This is a genomic window from Rothia sp. HMSC064D08 (assembly GCF_001809525.1).
GTDB lineage: Bacteria > Actinomycetota > Actinomycetes > Actinomycetales > Micrococcaceae > Rothia > Rothia dentocariosa.
Genome location: NZ_KV797895.1, coordinates 608,481 through 624,626 on the forward strand (window position 1 = coordinate 608,481; position 16,146 = coordinate 624,626).

At 56.5% G+C, this 16,146-nt stretch carries 16 protein-coding genes; 11 read left to right on the top strand and 5 right to left on the bottom strand.

Annotated features, from left to right (window positions below):
• The first annotated feature begins 114 nt into the window (after positions 1–114).
• From rplJ to HMPREF2625_RS04945, 5 genes are all read left to right on the top strand, one after another.
• Positions 115–645, top strand: a complete 531-nt coding sequence (rplJ, locus tag HMPREF2625_RS04925; protein WP_004005327.1) for a 50S ribosomal protein L10 — start codon at positions 115–117, stop codon at positions 643–645.
• A gap of 116 nt (positions 646–761) precedes the next feature.
• On the top strand, positions 762–1,139 hold the full coding sequence (gene rplL / locus HMPREF2625_RS04930) for a 50S ribosomal protein L7/L12 (protein ID WP_004005325.1): 378 nt from the start codon (positions 762–764) through the stop codon (positions 1,137–1,139).
• Positions 1,140–1,459: 320 nt separating this feature from the next.
• The gene (locus tag HMPREF2625_RS04935; RefSeq protein ID WP_070522390.1) at positions 1,460–2,995 is read left to right on the top strand and encodes a glycoside hydrolase family 32 protein; all 1,536 of its coding nucleotides are present in this window, start codon (positions 1,460–1,462) and stop codon (positions 2,993–2,995) included.
• 189 nt (positions 2,996–3,184) lie between these two features.
• Positions 3,185–5,182 (top strand): sucrose-specific PTS transporter subunit IIBC, encoded by a 1,998-nt coding sequence (locus HMPREF2625_RS04940; protein WP_070522393.1) that lies wholly within the window; start codon positions 3,185–3,187, stop codon positions 5,180–5,182.
• Between the two features lie 304 nt (positions 5,183–5,486).
• Positions 5,487–6,191 carry a GNAT family N-acetyltransferase gene (locus HMPREF2625_RS04945; RefSeq protein ID WP_070522396.1) on the top strand — a complete coding sequence of 235 codons (705 nt, stop codon included), beginning with the start codon at positions 5,487–5,489 and terminating at the stop codon, positions 6,189–6,191.
• A gap of 162 nt (positions 6,192–6,353) precedes the next feature.
• Here HMPREF2625_RS04945 and HMPREF2625_RS04950 read toward each other — a convergent pair whose 3' ends face one another.
• The 5 genes from HMPREF2625_RS04950 to moaA all read right to left on the bottom strand — a co-directional run bounded on the left by HMPREF2625_RS04950 (position 6,354) and on the right by moaA (position 11,145).
• Positions 6,354–7,376, bottom strand: coding sequence for a LacI family DNA-binding transcriptional regulator (locus tag HMPREF2625_RS04950; RefSeq protein WP_070522399.1), 1,023 nt, complete (start codon positions 7,374–7,376; stop codon positions 6,354–6,356).
• 181 nt (positions 7,377–7,557) lie between these two features.
• Positions 7,558–8,826, bottom strand: a complete 1,269-nt coding sequence (locus tag HMPREF2625_RS04955; RefSeq protein WP_070522402.1) for a molybdopterin molybdotransferase MoeA — start codon at positions 8,824–8,826, stop codon at positions 7,558–7,560.
• A gap of 28 nt (positions 8,827–8,854) precedes the next feature.
• A complete protein-coding gene (locus HMPREF2625_RS04960; RefSeq protein WP_246826675.1) occupies positions 8,855–9,544 on the bottom strand; it encodes a molybdenum cofactor guanylyltransferase in 690 nt (229 codons plus the stop codon).
• 107 nt (positions 9,545–9,651) lie between these two features.
• Positions 9,652–9,918 (bottom strand): MoaD/ThiS family protein, encoded by a 267-nt coding sequence (locus tag HMPREF2625_RS04965; RefSeq protein ID WP_070522405.1) that lies wholly within the window; start codon positions 9,916–9,918, stop codon positions 9,652–9,654.
• Positions 9,919–9,921: 3 nt separating this feature from the next.
• Positions 9,922–11,145, bottom strand: coding sequence for a GTP 3',8-cyclase MoaA (moaA, locus tag HMPREF2625_RS04970; RefSeq protein ID WP_004005314.1), 1,224 nt, complete (start codon positions 11,143–11,145; stop codon positions 9,922–9,924).
• A 181-nt stretch (positions 11,146–11,326) separates the two neighbouring features.
• Between moaA and modA the strand changes: the two genes are divergently transcribed.
• From modA to HMPREF2625_RS05000, 6 genes are all read left to right on the top strand, one after another.
• Entirely contained in the window at positions 11,327–12,151 is an 825-nt protein-coding gene (modA, locus tag HMPREF2625_RS04975) for a molybdate ABC transporter substrate-binding protein (RefSeq protein ID WP_070522409.1), read from the top strand.
• Between the two features lie 77 nt (positions 12,152–12,228).
• Positions 12,229–13,095, top strand: coding sequence for a molybdate ABC transporter permease subunit (locus HMPREF2625_RS04980; RefSeq protein WP_048754775.1), 867 nt, complete (start codon positions 12,229–12,231; stop codon positions 13,093–13,095).
• A 30-nt stretch (positions 13,096–13,125) separates the two neighbouring features.
• Positions 13,126–14,505, top strand: a complete 1,380-nt coding sequence (locus HMPREF2625_RS04985; protein ID WP_070522412.1) for a molybdopterin molybdotransferase MoeA — start codon at positions 13,126–13,128, stop codon at positions 14,503–14,505.
• A 44-nt stretch (positions 14,506–14,549) separates the two neighbouring features.
• Positions 14,550–15,056, top strand: coding sequence for a cyclic pyranopterin monophosphate synthase MoaC (gene moaC / locus HMPREF2625_RS04990; protein WP_070522415.1), 507 nt, complete (start codon positions 14,550–14,552; stop codon positions 15,054–15,056).
• A gap of 73 nt (positions 15,057–15,129) precedes the next feature.
• Positions 15,130–15,648 (top strand): MogA/MoaB family molybdenum cofactor biosynthesis protein, encoded by a 519-nt coding sequence (locus HMPREF2625_RS04995; protein WP_037231153.1) that lies wholly within the window; start codon positions 15,130–15,132, stop codon positions 15,646–15,648.
• A complete protein-coding gene (locus HMPREF2625_RS05000; RefSeq protein ID WP_013397633.1) occupies positions 15,638–16,126 on the top strand; it encodes a molybdenum cofactor biosynthesis protein MoaE in 489 nt (162 codons plus the stop codon). The genes HMPREF2625_RS04995 and HMPREF2625_RS05000 overlap by 11 nt, the downstream gene beginning before the upstream one ends.
• The last annotated feature ends 20 nt before the right edge of the window (positions 16,127–16,146 follow it).

Genomic DNA, 16,146 nt, shown 5'->3' on the forward strand with positions numbered 1-16,146 from the left:
ATGGATGCATTTTCATGCTGTCTGCCTCGTACGTCTGCGCGTCGGGGCATTTTTTATTGCCCCAAATACTGCACTTATTCGGCGACCTTACAAGAATCGGAAGAAGGAACTACCATGGCGACTCAGGAAAAGATCGCTGCAGTATCCGAGCTGAAGGAACTCTTCGAAGCCTCGAACGCAGTCATCCTGACCGAATACCGCGGTCTCACGGTGGCACAGCTCAAGGAGCTGCGCCGCGCACTCGGTGCTGAGACCGAATACGCCGTGGTGAAGAACACGCTTGCTGCTATTGCAGCAAAGGAAGTTGGCATCAACTCGTTTGAGGGTCAGCTTCAGGGTCCTTCCGCGCTGGCATTCATCAAGGGTGACCTCGTTGATGCTGCTAAGGGACTGCGTGACTTTGCCAAGGCAAACCCCCAGCTTATCGTGAAGACCGGTTACTACGAGGGTGAAACCCTGACCGAGGACGATGTGAAGCGCTACGCTGACCTCGAATCTCGCGAGGTTCTGCTGTCCAAGGTTGCCGGTGGCGCAAAGGCTGCTATTGCCCGCGTTGCCCAGGCTGTGGATGCACTGCGCGTCAAGCTGGAAGAGCAGGAAGGCGCAGCCCCCGCTGCAGCCGAGGAGGCTTCGGAGGAAGCATAAGCTCCCCGCACCTCACCGCGTGAAAACGCACCAAAACTTCAACCCGCCCGCCCGGGCAGGGTACTAATAAACCAGACCGCGGGCAAGACCCGCACCTGATAGTGAAGGAGCCACACATGGCTAAGCTGTCCATCGAAGAACTCATTGCAGCTTTCAAGGAACTGTCCCTCGTAGAGGTTTCTGAGTTCGTTAAGGCATTTGAGGAAGAGTTCGACGTTACCGCTGCAGCTCCCGTTGCAGTTGTAGCAGGCGGCGCTGGCGGCGGCGACGCTGCTGAAGAGAAGTCCGAATTCGACGTTATCCTCGAATCCGCTGGCGACAAGAAGATCGCCGTGATTAAGGAAGTTCGTGCCCTGACCTCCCTCGGCCTGAAGGAAGCAAAGGACCTCGTTGACGGCGCACCCAAGCCCATCCTCGAAGGCGCTTCCAAGGAAGACGCTGAGAAGGCTAAGGAGCAGCTTGAGGGCGCAGGCGCAACCGTTACCCTCAAGTAATCGATTTCTTCTCGATTCTTATTACGCTGGGCGGCGCATCCACTACGGATGCGCCGCCCAGCGGCTTTTTAATCCTTAAACACGAAACGTGTTGTTCTTACAATACGCAGGAAGGAATCTAACCCCGGAGAAACCTTTAAGCTGTACGCCAGCTGTGGCGATGCTGAGTCTGCCTGTACATCGGACAATAAAAGGCGCATGACCCTAGGGAAGGCGTTCATAGGCTGGTATGATAAACGCTTGAACCCCCACGCAGAGGTATATTGCCAACAGCCGGGGGAGCAGAGCACAGATATCTGAGAGTTGAAAAGATCGAGACCATGAGCCCGAAGAAAACCAAGACCTCAAAGAACGCATCGAAAGCACGCCCCGAACGAGACCTAGCCCTTGAGGCACAAGACGTTCTGGATACCTTCGGCGCTGCTGTTCGATCTGACCGCGACTATCCGGCGCTGCATTTAGCGCCTCCGGTAGGAAGACTGAATGACCCCAACGGGCTGGTCTATGATGGGCACAACTACCACGCCTTCTACCAGTACTCGCCGCTTCACCCCGAACGCAAAGTGTACTGGCGCCACGCCATGAGCACCAACCTCGTAGACTGGAAAGACGTGGGGACCGCGCTGGTTCCGAATACCCGCTACGACTCCCACGGATGCTACTCGGGCTCGGGTATTCGCGTGAAGGGCGGTTTCGAGTTCTTCTACACGGGCAACGTCAAAGACTCCAAGAATAAGCGTGAATCCTACCAGATTCTTGCCACCGCAGGTAAAGATGCGAGCCCCGTTCGCCAGCTTCCGCCGCTTATTTCTGGTCCTCACGATGGTTACACGGCTCATTATCGTGACCCTCACGTATTTGAGCGTGACGGAAAATGGTGGATGGTCATCGGCGCGCAGCGCAAAGATAAGACCGGTGCCGTGGTCGTGTACACCTCGAAAGATCGCCGCGACTGGAAATTCAAGGGCGAGCTGGGCATCAAGGCTAAAGAACTTGAGAAATGCTACATGTTCGAGTGTCCTTCTCTGCTGCAGCTGCGTGACGAAGTCACCGGCGAGATACGGGATGTGCTCATCTTCAGCCCGCAGGGTTTGAAGCCGATGGGGGAGAAGTACCTCAACATCTACCAGAGCGGTTATATTGTGGGTAAGTTCAACCCGAAAACCCTCAAATTCAAGGTAGAAACCCCCTTTACCGAGCTGGATGCAGGCTTCGAATTCTACGCCCCGCAGACTATCTCGGGCACCGGAACCTCAGCGGCTCAGGATGCGCCCCACGACGAAACCGTGATGATCGCCTGGTTCGGCAATGCCGAGCAGGACGACCAGCCGTCCTGGTCGAAACGCTGGGTGCATATGATGACCTTCCCCCGCGAACTGCACTTGCGCGATGGTAAGCTCTATCAGCATCCTGTGCCTCAGCTTGACGACGCCATGCCGCTTCAGCCAATCGAGCCAGACGAGAAAGGTAAGCTCAAAGAGCTTAAGGATGCGCGTGTCTTCCGCCTGCGCGGCCGCGTGAACGTTGCCGATGAGCGCGTGAAAATCAAGATTAAGGATACGCACGGCGTGGCGCTGAGTATCGTACTGGATCAGGATTTCGTGCAGATGGATCGCGGCGGAACCCGCTACACCGAGGGAGGCAGCCTGCGCCGCCGCACCCTCAAACGTGCTAAGACCCGCCAGTTCGAGCTGCTCGTCGATGGCTCGGCTGCCGAACTCTTCGTGGGCGGTAAGCTTGCGGCTTCGCTGGGGGCAGAGGTATTTAGCGCCCGCACCTTCTTTAAAGGTGAGAAACGCCGTGTTCGTCTGACCGGCGGGAAGGTTCTTTCGCTGGAGTATGCCCGGAAAAACTAGCCCCATTAGGGAGTTTCATAAGTAGAAAAAATATATTGTGCAGGAGCCTGGGATTTCATGGTCCCAGGCTCTTATCTTCGGGTATACTGCATGCTAACATGTCAAGCGATTGACATATCACGAAACGGTGATTTTTCACCGCCTTTAACACAGACAGCACCTCGGGATGCCAATCCAAAGGAGAGTAGCGTGGACCACAAATCAGTGGCAGAGCGCGTGCTGCAGGATGTCGGAGGCGTGGACAACATCCGCGCGGCGGCTCACTGTGCAACTCGTCTGCGCCTGGTCTTGAAGAACCAGGATTCCGTTGATCAAAGTGCTATTGACAATGACGAAGACCTTAAAGGCAGTTTTCTGAATGCCGGACAGTTCCAGATTATTGTGGGCCCTGGCGATGTTAACGAAGTCTTCAAGCATATGGTGGCATCGGGTGCCCCCGAGGTTAGCAAAGATGATCTGAAATCCATTGCGGCAAATCAGGGAAATATCTTCTCCCGCTTCATCAAAACCATTGCCGATATTTTTATCCCACTGATCCCGGTGCTGGTCGGCGGCGGTATGCTGATGGCGCTTGATAACGTCCTACGTGCCAAGAACATCTTTGGGCCAAAGCCTCTGATTGAAATGTATCCCGCCTGGGAAGGCTTCGCGGATATTGTGAACCTGCTTTCGGCGGCGCCTTTCGCTTTCCTGCCCGTGCTTGTGGGATACTCCGCAACTAAGGTCTTTGGAGGCAACCCCTACCTTGGCTTAACGATGGGTGCAGCTATGGTCTCTCCCGCGCTGATGAATGGGTATAAAGTTGCGGCATCGCTCGCCCACACCGAGGGTACAGACCCCATGAAGTACTGGGATCTTTTTGGTCTTCAGGTGCAGCAGGCGGGTTATCAGGGAACCGTGCTTCCTATCTTGCTGGTTTCCTTTATCCTTGCGAATATCGAGAAATTCTTCCATAAGATTCTCAAGGGCACAATCGACTTTATTTTTACCCCCACCCTGACCCTGCTCATTACCGGCTTTGTCACCTTCCTCCTGGTGGGGCCGCCTATGTTCCAGCTGGGTACTTGGCTGGGTGAAGGAGTGAACTGGCTATACACTGCCGCTGGTCCCATCGGCGGGCTGATCTTTGGTGTGCTTTACGCGCCCATCGTAATAACCGGTCTGCACCAGTCCTTCCCACCCATCGAAACCTCACTCTGGGCAAGCGGCGGTTCCTTTATCTTCGTGATTGCATCGATCTCTAACGTTGCGCAAGGCGCAGCAGCGGCAGGCGTCGCGCTGACCACCAAGAACAAGAAGATCAAAGGTGTGGCCTCGGCTTCGGCCCCTTCGGCATTCCTGGGTATTACCGAACCCGCACTTTTCGGTGTGAACCTGGTATTGCGTTGGCCTTTCTATATCGCGATAGCTTCGGCTGGTCTCGGCGGAGCACTCTCAGCAATTTTGGGTGTTAAAGCATCGGCCCTTGGATCTGCCGGATATTTGGGTATTCCCTCCGTTAATCCTCAGATTGGAGCCGGTTGGCTTGGCTTCATTACCTGTTTGCTGGTAACGACCGCTCTCGCCTTTGCCGCCTCATATTTCTGGGGTCTGAAGGTGGCACGCAGCGAGGCTTCCTCGCCGGATGCTGCCGTACTCGCTGCGGACGGTGCTTCTAAGACCGATACCGTCGCGGCGGCAGCTCAAGAGCCCGAGATTGAGGGTGAGAAGACCGAACTCACCACCCACCTGGCGGGGACCGTCGTGCCGCTGGCCGAGGTGAAGGACGCGACCTTCGCATCCGGTGCGCTCGGCGATGGAACCGCCGTGGAACCCACCGAAGGTAAGCTGCTGGCGCCCGCCGACGGTAAGATTACTGTGGCATTTCCCACCGGTCACGCCTACGGCATGCGCACCGAAGACGGGCTGGATCTGCTCATGCACATCGGTATGGATACCGTCGAGCTGGACGGCAAGCACTTTACCCCCAAGGTTGCCAAGGGCGATACCGTCAAACGCGGCGATGTTCTCGCCGAATTCGATATTCCCGCCATCAAGGATGCCGGGTATGTGCTGGTGACCCCGCTGGTCATCACCAACGCGAAGAAACTCACCACCGCCGTACGTGATGCTCAGACTTCGGGTGCCTCGGTTGCTGCCGGTGACAACCTGCTTCAAGTTGGTCTCAAAGAGAAAACATCGGCATAGATTTCACTGAGCGAGACATAAATTTACGCTCAGAGGTGCATAAAGTACGTGGCACCCCATCATGAAAATCTCTGATGGGGTGCCACGTTTTTCGTTGTGGTGACAATGGTTTCGCAGAATTCCGCGTTACATTGAACGGGGTGTGACGCTGTAGGGAAATGTGTCGTACCTCCTTGTTCGCTTCTGGTGAGTTAGATAACGTTATATATGTCAGTGTTTTCTGCATAAAAATGCAGAGATTGAGAGGGGATGAGAACCCAACCCAGCCGATAGCCAGTACCCAACCACATGAAAGGTGATCATCATGAATACCACCCCGTACACCGTCCGCCAAGCTCGTCCAGAAGAAGTATCGCAGGTTCTTGATACGCTCACCGAGGCGTTCCTGAACGACCCCTATATGTACAAGGTCTTGGGCGAAAAACCGCAGGAAGATAAACTGCGCGCACGTTTTGAAATCCAGCTCGAAGGCACCTATATGCCTCGCGGATGCGTAGACGTCGCCGTTGATCTCGACGGAAAGATTTTGGGTACTGCCCTGTGGCTTTCTCCCGAAAATCAGCAGACCGATGTCAAACAAGAGCTTCGAGATAACGCGAAGTTCATGAGGATCTTGGGACCACGTACTATGCGGCATGTGATGGCTGAAAACCGTGAACTGCACAAGTACCGTCCGAAGTTTAAGCACTGGTATCTGCACACGATTGCGGTACGAAAGGCAGCTCAGGGTCTTGGGGTTGGAACGGAGCTCCTGCGCCACGCGATTGACCGCTTTGACGGTACCGCTGCATATTTGGAGGCATCCACCCCGCGCAGTGCCGCTCTGTACGAGCGTCTTGGGTTCATTCCTATGGGCACCTTCGCCTCGGGAGACCCCTATATGGGCATGCTGTACCCCATGAATCTTAAAACTGCTCAGGATGATGAGCACAGCGTATCTGTCCGTGAAGAAGACTCTCACGACGAGGGACATTTCATGATGCGGGAGCTCGTCGGCTCCTCCTCATAGAACGCACCCAATTCATCGCCGCGTGTCTTGAGCACTCGTAATTCTGACGTTGCGAGTGCTCAAGACACGTATTTTTTATCTGAAGTACTTGAGAGGAAATACCTTGAAACTGTAGCGGTCGTTTGGGCATATTAGACACATGATACGGTGTATGCACAACACTCAATCTCGTGCAGGTCGCACCGTGCCGCCCAATCGCAGGGTTACCGGCAGAACGTCCTCACCGCCCCTAGCGTCTGCGGGTTCTATATCTTCCTCGGTCTCGGCTGCGATCGCCTCCGTTAAACGCCGAACGGCACGCTCGGCAAGAGCATCAATCGGCTGTACCACGCTCGCAAGTTCGGGCAGAAGTGTGTGAATCGTATCCGTGCCGTCAAAACCTATAACCTGAAATTTCTCGGGCACCTGCACCCGGCGGCTCTGAGCCCAAGCCAAGGCGAGCGACGCATAGGTATCGTTCGACGCGAAAACCGCCTCAACGGGTTGGGAGCCGCGATGCGCATCAAGATATTCGTACAGCATATTGCGCTGATGCTCCGCTGACTCGTGAAACCCAAGCTCCAGAAAATCCGGTGACAGCCCGGCGGCGGTAAGCGCATCCGCATAACCTCTCTGCCGTAAATTCTGTTCACTTAGGGTCGAGGTAATGTGCAGTATACGCCGCGCCCCAGTGCCGATCAGATGCTCGGTCGCTTGCCGTGCGCCCGCATAATTATCGGAACGAATATTGGGGTAAGGGCCGGTTTCGGGGCGATCGATAGCCACCAGCGGCGCCTGTATCTGAGGAAGTTGGGCGACGGCCTGCGAATGAGAGCCGGTAATAATTCCGTCCACCTGGTGGGCAAAAAGCATATCTAAATAACGGTGCTCAAGCTCTGGCTGCTCATCGCTATTGCACAGAATCACCCGGTAACCCGCATTCGCCAAACGAGACTCCAAACGGTACACCATTTCCCCATAAAAAGGATGCGCCACGGTCGGAAAAATAAGTCCGATAATATGCGAACGCCGTTCCTGAAGTGAACGGGCAATGGCATTAGGGCGATAACCTAGCTCGCGGATAGCCGCAAAAACCTTGTCACGAGTCTTTTGGCTCAAATAGCCGCGGTTATTCAACACTCGCGAGACCGTCGTGGGCGAAACCCCGGCACGGGCGGCGACATCGCCGAGTTTAGGCTGTGCCATAGCGCGTCCTTTCGCGTGTCAGATAATCTCCCAACACTATACAGTCTCTTGTACACCCCGAGAACCCTATGCGGGCCCGTGTTTAAAGTACGGAATATCTTCCCTCATGCGGCAAGTTTTTTACTGAGCGGGGATCGGGGTACTTGGGTAACGCGGCCTGTACAGCAGAACGATGTGCGGGCTAGAAAACAGGCACGAGAATTGCGTGCGTGCCCGCCCTCTGTCCGGTCGCATCCACGAGAGCGAAGTGGGTCGCCTGAGCCAGTCCCGAAAGCATATGAGAGGCTAGAGCGTCCAGAGGATACGCCTTACCCTCAGAAACCCGCACCGGCATAAGACGATGCTGAGAACGCTTGCGCAAAGGCGGAATATCTGTAGCGAGTTCGGCCCGATCAAGCGCCGGAATTGGCAGACCACGCAGCCCCGCCAGGATTACGGGAAGATACGAATATAACGCCGTATACGCTGCCAACGGGTTACCGGGAAGGCCCAGCACCAAACGCTCCTGTCCCGCATTCATGCCCTCTTTGGGTGCGGGAATCTTCGCCGCCAACGCTGGATGCCCCGGTCGCACCCGCGCTGACTCGAAAATATACTCGGCACCAATATCGGTTAGCGTCTGCCGTACCATGTCTACCCCGGACGTGCTCGACCCGCCCGTAAAAATCAGGATGCGCGCCGTCGAGGTCGTCACAAAGGTGTGGAATTCTTCGGCAATATCCGCAAGCCGCGCGGAAGGACGCACCTCGCACCCGGCGCCGGCGAGAGAGACCTCCAGAAAACCGCCGAACGCATCCCGCACCTGGCCGGGAGAGGGCATGCCGAAGGTAATAACCTCGTTCCCCGTGAAAGCGCACCGCACCGGAACGTTCTTAAGTACGGGAAGCTCGTCAAAACCATTGACTCCCAAGAATGCCGCGCGCTGCGCCGTAATAAGATCGCCGCGAGAGCTTAGAATCGCGCCGGGAGAAAGCTCCGCGCCCGCATAACGGATATCCGTTCCGGGCTTCGGGACGGTATAACCCTCCGCCATGTCAAGATAGTGAATTCCCGAACCGAGCGCACCAGCACCCTCGTACCGGTACGAATGCTCCTCACGCACAATCGCCTCGGTTCCCTCGGGCAGAAGCCCACCCGTGAGAATCGGAGTTGCCTCCCCAGCGGCAATGGGAACCGCCAGACGGTGAACGTTTGTGCGCGCATCCTCGGGGTAATCCGGCGATACGAGACGCCAAGGGGGTGCACCGGCGACCGCATACCCGTCCATCGCCGAAGAACTATAGTGCGGCACAGGCATGCGCGCCGTCAGATCTTCCGCTACATACCTGCCGATGGTCGCCTGCAGGGGGAGAGCCTCGGCGCTCAGTGTTGGGGTGAGCGCGCTCGCGGCGGCGTGAAGCAGTTCGCGTGCTTCATGCCAGGAAACGGCGGGTGGATGGTGGTGAGACATGGAATCCTCTGCTGAAGTTGATGGGTTATTAGTAGTCGAGCCAGCGTGGGGTGCTGTAACCGAGTTCGTGTGCCTGTTCCCAGGTATCGACATCGGCAGTATGCGCGGGATCGAGCTCGACGGCGACCGGGGCAAGACGCTTCACAAAAGAGCGTACGGAGGCGTTGGTGCTGCCCTCTGCAAAGACTTCGCGTAGGGGTGCGAACCGGTAGATGCCGACGAGCGGTTGGAAGACTCCCTCCGCTACACCCCAGTACCCCTGAGCTTCGGTCGATGCGTCTACTGTGTACGCGAGAAGTTTCTGCACTGCGGGCGCTATCTGCGGGGTATCTACTCCTAGAATAAGGCACCACGCGGGAGGAGCCTTCTCGCGCGCCGCATAGGCTGCCGCTAGTTTTTCGAGTCCGGCATGAAGCGCCGCCGCAGGACCGGAATAGGGAGGGTCTTCGCGCGTATGCAGTGTATCCGATGGCACCGGTAAGGTTTCGGGGCCGACGACTACGCGCAGCTGCGCCTGCCCGGCGGCATCAAGCGCGCGTTCCAAAAGGGTCTGGGAACCATTGGAAAGCCCGGCCTTCGGGGTGTGATTGAGGCGCGAAGATTTACCGCCCGCCACAATAATGGCGCAGAACGCGGGAATCTGGGCGGCGCGGGTCACCGAATGCTGGGTTCGTGTACCGTTATCCGGCGCACGTAATGGGTCATGCGGTGTGTGCACAGAGGTGAGACCTTCCGGGATGATAGCAGCAAGGGTAGCGTGGTGCGCATCCTGGCGGAAAACATGAAGCAACCGTCAAAAGCGAACGACAGCCCATAAATCTGAGTTTACCCGCCAGCAAAGGGCGGCAGAACGTCTACGCGCGCATTTTCGGTGAGCACAGTATCGAGTTCGGAGCGGGTACCGTCGATCAGGAACGAGCATTGGTTCATAACCTGTGCGAGCGTCATGCCGGAGGCAGTTTTTCCGGTAAACGCCTCACCCAATTTTTCGACGAGCGCACGCAGGGTCGGCTCGGCCAAATCTGTAAGGCTCACCTGTGTCTCGGCAACGCCGGATGCGGCACGTGCGGCAGCGAAGAAATGTATCTGCACGTTTTAACCTCCGATAGCGCTCATTGAGCGGCTTGCTTGAGCGAATTCTTCAATATCGAAATCGGCGTCTTCTTTGCCGTGAGCGCGCGGTTTGAACCACATACCTTCGCGCCACCTCAAGGCAATCTCGCGGTCGCTGGCGCCCGAACGCAGCAGGTCGAGCAGGTCGGTTTCGGAATCCGAGAAGAGGCAGGAACGGATTTTGCCGTCGGCGGTCAAGCGGGTGCGGGTGCACGCTCCGCAGAATGATTCGGTGACCGAGGCGATAATACCCACGCGCCCGAGCGAAGCGGTATCTTCGCGCGGGAACCCGGCACTGTCGAGGGCGGTACCCAGCGGATAGACTTCCCAAAGCTGGGCGGGGGAGTCGCCGCGTTTTTCGGCGACCGTGCCCAGAACGAAGTGTTCGGAGAGCATCGTGCGAATCTGTGCCGCCGTAATCGTTCCTTCACGCGTCCATTTGTGATCGGCATCTAGCGGCATCTGCTCGATAAACCGCAGCTGATAGCCGCCGTCAAGCGCCCATTGCAGAAGTTCGGGGGCCTGAGCGTCGTTGATACCAGGCATGAGCACAGCGTTAATTTTGATAGGTTTTAGACCCGCGTCTGCCGCGCCGTCAATACCTTTAAGAACCGACCCCAGCTTATCGCGGCGGGTCAACTCGGCGAAGGTTTCGGGGCAGATGGTATCGAGCGAGACGTTAATACGGCTCAACCCGGCATCGGCGAGCGCCTGCGCACGTTTTTCAAGTCCTATGCCGTTGGTGGTGATCGCCAGCGGAATCGTGGGGTGTTCGCGGTGAATTCGCCCGATAATATCGACGAGGTCTGCGCGCACCAAGGGCTCCCCGCCGGTAAAACGAATTTCTTCGACTCCAAGTTCACGAATGGCGATGTCGGCAAGGCGTGCAATTTCAGCGGATGTCAGCAGATTATTTTTAGGCAGCCACTCCAAACCTTCGGCAGGCATGCAATAAATGCAACGAAGATTACATTTATCAATCAGTGAAATCCGCAAATCGGTGGCGATGCGCCCCCACCTATCTAAGAGCGGACCGCGGTTTGTAATATATGGGGTCTTGCGTGCGGGTTTATGTAAGGGCTTTTGGGCGTCACCAGAATTTTCGGGCGTAACAAAAGCCGTGTTCGCATCCTGCTCAGAAGCTAAGGTGCGTAACACGGGGCCCGCAATAAGCTGTGTCCGGCCTGAACCGGCGGTGTATGCCATGGAATGACCTCAAAGAAAATTCGTATATTAGAGGTGACAATTAGATTATTCCATGTCTGCGGGTATGGGTGATAGTGTGCGTACCTTAAGTTACATCGAGCGCAAACGTACGGCACATTATTATCGCGGCGGGAATGCACGTTATTGTGCGTCATCACACCACCGGAAAGAGACATACACTATGAAAACTTCGTTGAAGGTTGCCAGTGCCAGCGCGGCACTTTTTGCCTCTGTCGCCATGACCGGATGCGGTTCCAACTCCTCTAACACCGATGCGTCTGCCTCTGCTGCTTCTTCGGCAGCATCCGGATCCGTGTCTGGCAAGGTTGAGGTCTATGCGGCTGCTTCCTTGCGCAATGCGGGTACTGAGCTGAAGGAAGCATTCGAGAAGGAAAACCCCGGCGTTGAGATCACCTACTCCTTCGAAGGTTCCTCCAAGCTGGTGCAGAAGATCGAGCAGGGCGCAAGCCCGGATCTCCTGATTACCGCCGACACCCAGAACATGGATAAGGCGGCTAAACTCGACGAATTCAAGGACGCCAAGCGCGAGGTTATCGCCACCAACAAGTTGGTGCTGGTCACCGCCGAGGGTAACCCCGGCAAGATCAATTCGCTGGACGACTTAAAGAACACCGAAGGCGTTGTCGCCGTATGCAAGGTGAACGTACCCTGCGGTACCCTGGCGGATGAAGAGCTCAAGAAGCATCATATTGAGCTTAAGAACGCGACCACCGAAGGCAATGTGAGCGAGGTGACCACCAAGGTCACTACCGGTAACGCGGATGCTGGCTTCATCTATACGACCGACCTTGCCGCCGCTAAGAAAGACGGCAAGAACTTGGGCTCGGTAGACCTGCCGGATGTTCCCAGGAACGAGTACCCCGCAGCACTGACCACCAAGGGTTCTTCCTCAGACGCAGCGAAGAAGTTCAACGAATGGCTCTCTTCGGATGAAGCCCAGAAGATTCTGGCGAAGTACGACTTCGAGTCTCCTCAGGCAAACTAGAATCTTCAGCGCACAACAGCTGTCACGTAACGGTCGCCTCCTGAAAGAACTTTGCGAGATTCTTACAGGAGGCGGCTGTGTCGCCGCAGATTCCGAAAGACGTACCCGTGAAAAAACATACCGCTTTCACCGCCGTTCCCCGTTATTTTGCCGTTCCCGCGCTCCTGGGTTTCCTGCTCATTCTGGGTCCGCTCGTGGGTTTGCTGTACAACATCCCCTGGATGCGCCTGCACGACATTATCGACAAAGAAGTTCTTGACGCCGCGCGTCTCTCGCTCACCACCGCCAGTATTTCAACGCTGATTTGCGGGCTTTTAGGCGCCCCCTTAGCGCTGGTGCTCTCTAAAGTGCTCAGCCGCTCTCGCCTGAAAAAATTTGGGGGAGTACTGTACGCGATTATTTATACGCCCGTGATCCTCTCCCCGGTGGTTTCGGGTTTGGGGCTGCTCTTCTTCTGGGGACGCAAGGGCATGATCGGTGAACATCTTTACCACCTGGGCATCATAATTCCCTTTACACCCACCGCAGTTATTCTTGCCCAAACTTTCGTGGCGCTGCCTTTCTTCGTGGCGACCGCCGTAACAACCCTGCAGGCTATCCCTGAAGAATATGAGCAGATAGCTCGGGTGGAAGGGGCAAAATCCTCCGAAATCACCTATAGGGTGCTCCTTCCCTTAGCAGCACCAGGAATTGCCACTGCTTTCCTGCTTTCCTTCGCACGTGCGCTCGGCGAATTCGGCGCCACCGTCACCTTCGCGGGTAATGTGCAGGGCAAAACCGAAACTATTCCGCTCGGTATCGAATTGGCGATCGCTGGTGGAAGCATGAGCTCCGCATTGGGCAACGCCCTCATGCTCATAAGCCTATACGTGTGCATCTTTGGCCTGCTCGGCCTATTTTCCGTGGTGAAGAAACTGCGTGCCAAAGCCTCTTACAATAGCTAGTAGATAATTCATCACCATTTGGGAGTACAGATGCACAAGCCCCAGTTCGATGGCACCCCCAGCACCGAAGAGTATCGCGCCTATCTGGCGCTTTTACTGCGTGATACTTTTATTGGTCGCGCCGAAAACCTGCCGCTGGCGCGTGCTACCGACCGCATCCTTGCGCAGGATGTGCTGGCCAGGCTTGATGTACCGAGTTTCGATAACTCCCAGATGGATGGTTATGCCCTAACCGCCGAGGGCGCCAGCCGTGAGAACCGCATCTTTACGGTGGGGCGTGAAATTCCGGCGGGACGGCCGCTGCAGCGTTCGCGCGCATCCGACGATTTAACCTATCCAATTATGACCGGTGCCCCCATTCCTAAGGGATATGTGGCGGTGGTTCCGGTTGAGTATTCTGAGCGCATCGAATATCCCGACTTACCCGAATCTTTCGGTCGTCCCAGCGAAAAAATTAGGCTCCCTCAGGCGCCCAAAGGGCAATTTATACGTCGCCGTGGCGAAGACGTGGTGGCTGGGCAAATCATGGCGCGCTCTGGCGAGCGCGTGACCCCCGCGTTACTGGGTACACTCGCCGCACAGGGGTATACTCGCGTGACGGTTGCCTGCGGACCGCGCGTGCTGGTGTGCACCGGCGGCGACGAGATTCGCCCCACCCTCACCGAAGACGGCGACGATACGGCCACAGAGCTCGCCTATGGCCAGATTTATGATGCTAACGGTCCCATGCTCACCTCAATGCTGGTCGAGGACGGCGCCGTGGTGCGGCGCATCTCGATTGGAGACGACCCGGAGCTTCTGATCGAGCATTTGCGGGAAGAATATGAGACTTTCGCACCGGATATTATTATCACCTCCGGCGGGATCAGCCACGGAAAATACGAGGTTGTGCGTAATGCCATCGCTATGGCACCGTCTTTGGGGCTGCCAATTCCGCTTAGTTGGTTCGGACATGTGAGCCAGCAGCCTGGCGGACCGCAGGGCGTGAACGTGCTGGATTTCAACGGGCACCGTCTGCCCATGATTTCTTTCCCCGGCAACCCCGTCAGTACCCTTATTTCCTATGTGCTGATGCTTCGCCCCTACCTGCGCGCGGGCGGTCCCTACGGTACTCCACACGAGGTGGCCTCGCGCATGGCGACTCTCGAAAATGCCCCGCGCGGCGTGCTCGTCATTGACAAACCGCTGACGGCACCGCCCAATAAACGCCAATTTTTGCGCGGTAACCTGGCGATGGTTGAGTCCAAACCGGGAACCTACCAGGTGGAACTATACCCCGATGTTTTGCCCGGATCGCATTTGCTGCATCACGCTGCGACCGCAGATGTGCTCATCGAGCTGGCGCCGGGCACCACGTACACTGGAGGAGAAGCGGTGCGGTACCACCGCATCCGGCTTACGGATAACTAAACCCGGCTGAACCCTCACCCCAACACAGACCTTAAGGATAAATCGTGACTGAGAAGAATCTTCACCCCGATGCGGCACAGCCAGCTCAAGACTTGACTCATGTGCGCGCCGACGGGTCTGCCCATATGGTTGATGTGACTTTGAAAGACGTCACCACACGCACGGCGCTCGCTGAGGGAACCGTGCACACTCGTGCCGATGTGATCGCCAAGATTTTTGATGCTGATTTGCCTAAGGGTGATGCCCTGCCGGTTGCGCGTGTGGCGGGTATTATGGGCGCTAAACGCACCCCGGATATTATTCCGCTGTGCCACCCGTTGCCCTTGGGTAAAATTACCCTGGATTTTGATCGTGGTGAGGATTTTGTGCGCATCGTGGCGTCGGTGAAAACCCGGGGCGTTACCGGGGTTGAGATGGAGGCGCTGACCGCTGTTTCGACCGCAGCGCTGACGATTTTCGACATGATTAAGGCGATCGATAAATACGCCGTGATCAGCAATATTCGGGTACTAGAGAAATCCGGCGGAAAATCCGGCGACTGGGCTGTTTAGCGTTTCGCACTTTGCTATTTTGTGAAGCCCCAGAAGGAAAACCTATGAACAACAGCATGAGAGGGAGCACATCGTGAGTGCAGAAGAAATCCAGCTTCCCGAGAATCTGACCGGGCTTGTTATCGTGGCGTCTACTCGCGCCGCCCGCGGTATCTATGAGGATAAATCGGGGCCTATCGCGGTTGAATGGCTGCGTTCACGCGGGTTTAAGACCCCGGACGCCGTCGTGATCGAAGACCGGCAGATTATCGACTACTTCAACTCCCTCATTGCCGATGGGAAGAAGAATAATAACCTGCCCACATTTATTCTCACCAGCGGCGGTACCGGGCTGAACACGGACGATCAGACCGTAGAGGCGGTACGCCCGCATCTGGATAAGGAAATCCCCGGAATCATGCACGCATTCTGGGCGAACGGTCTGCAGAACGTATCTTCCGCCGTGCTCTCACGTGGGGTTGCGGGTGTGATCGATAAAACCTTCGTAATGACTCTGCCCGGGTCGCGCGGCGGTGTTAAAGACGGAGTGAAAACCCTAGACCCACTCGTGGAACATATTTGCCGCCAGATGGAGGACTATCATGACCACTAAGCCGCAGGGGCTCGACCACAGCGGGGCGCACGGCGCTGAGCCCACCGGTTCGGTAGTCATTTTCACCGATATTACCGAGGAAGCCTTAGAGCCGCTCGCCGCCGCCGCGAAGGCTCAGGTCATGACAGAAGCCATGGGCGCCCTTGTTGTATTCGACGGCATTGTACGTAACCATGATCACGGCAGTGCGGTGCGCGGTCTTTCCTATAGTGCGCATCCGCAGGCAAAAGAATATATTGCGCGTGTTGTGCAGTCTGTAGCGGATGAGCTGGAGGGGGTTCGTCTGTGGGCAGTTCACCGCGTCGGTCCTATCGCTATAGGAGAGTCCGCGCTGACCGTGCTTGCCGCTGCAGCACATCGTGGGCGGGCCTTCGAGGCCTGCGAGGCGGTGGCCGACCGTGTGAAAGCCCAGGTTCCCATTTGGAAAGAACAGGAGCTGACAGACGGCAGCACCGAATGGGTGGGCATAGACACCTAGAGACTCAACACGTATTCCCG

What these genes read in the sequence shown, in the direction of transcription:
- modA (WP_070522409.1), top strand. Translation starts at nt 11,327, where the DNA reads ATGAAAACTTCGTTGAAGGTTGCCAGTGCCAGCGCGGCACTTTTTGCC.
- HMPREF2625_RS04945 (WP_070522396.1), top strand. Translation starts at nt 5,487, where the DNA reads ATGAATACCACCCCGTACACCGTCCGCCAAGCTCGTCCAGAAGAAGTA.
- HMPREF2625_RS04955 (WP_070522402.1), bottom strand. Translation starts at nt 8,826, where the DNA reads ATGTCTCACCACCATCCACCCGCCGTTTCCTGGCATGAAGCACGCGAA.
- rplJ (WP_004005327.1), top strand. Translation starts at nt 115, where the DNA reads ATGGCGACTCAGGAAAAGATCGCTGCAGTATCCGAGCTGAAGGAACTC.
- rplL (WP_004005325.1), top strand. Translation starts at nt 762, where the DNA reads ATGGCTAAGCTGTCCATCGAAGAACTCATTGCAGCTTTCAAGGAACTG.
- HMPREF2625_RS04935 (WP_070522390.1), top strand. Translation starts at nt 1,460, where the DNA reads ATGAGCCCGAAGAAAACCAAGACCTCAAAGAACGCATCGAAAGCACGC.
- HMPREF2625_RS04985 (WP_070522412.1), top strand. Translation starts at nt 13,126, where the DNA reads ATGCACAAGCCCCAGTTCGATGGCACCCCCAGCACCGAAGAGTATCGC.
- HMPREF2625_RS04950 (WP_070522399.1), bottom strand. Translation starts at nt 7,376, where the DNA reads ATGGCACAGCCTAAACTCGGCGATGTCGCCGCCCGTGCCGGGGTTTCG.
- HMPREF2625_RS05000 (WP_013397633.1), top strand. Translation starts at nt 15,638, where the DNA reads ATGACCACTAAGCCGCAGGGGCTCGACCACAGCGGGGCGCACGGCGCT.
- moaA (WP_004005314.1), bottom strand. Translation starts at nt 11,145, where the DNA reads ATGGCATACACCGCCGGTTCAGGCCGGACACAGCTTATTGCGGGCCCC.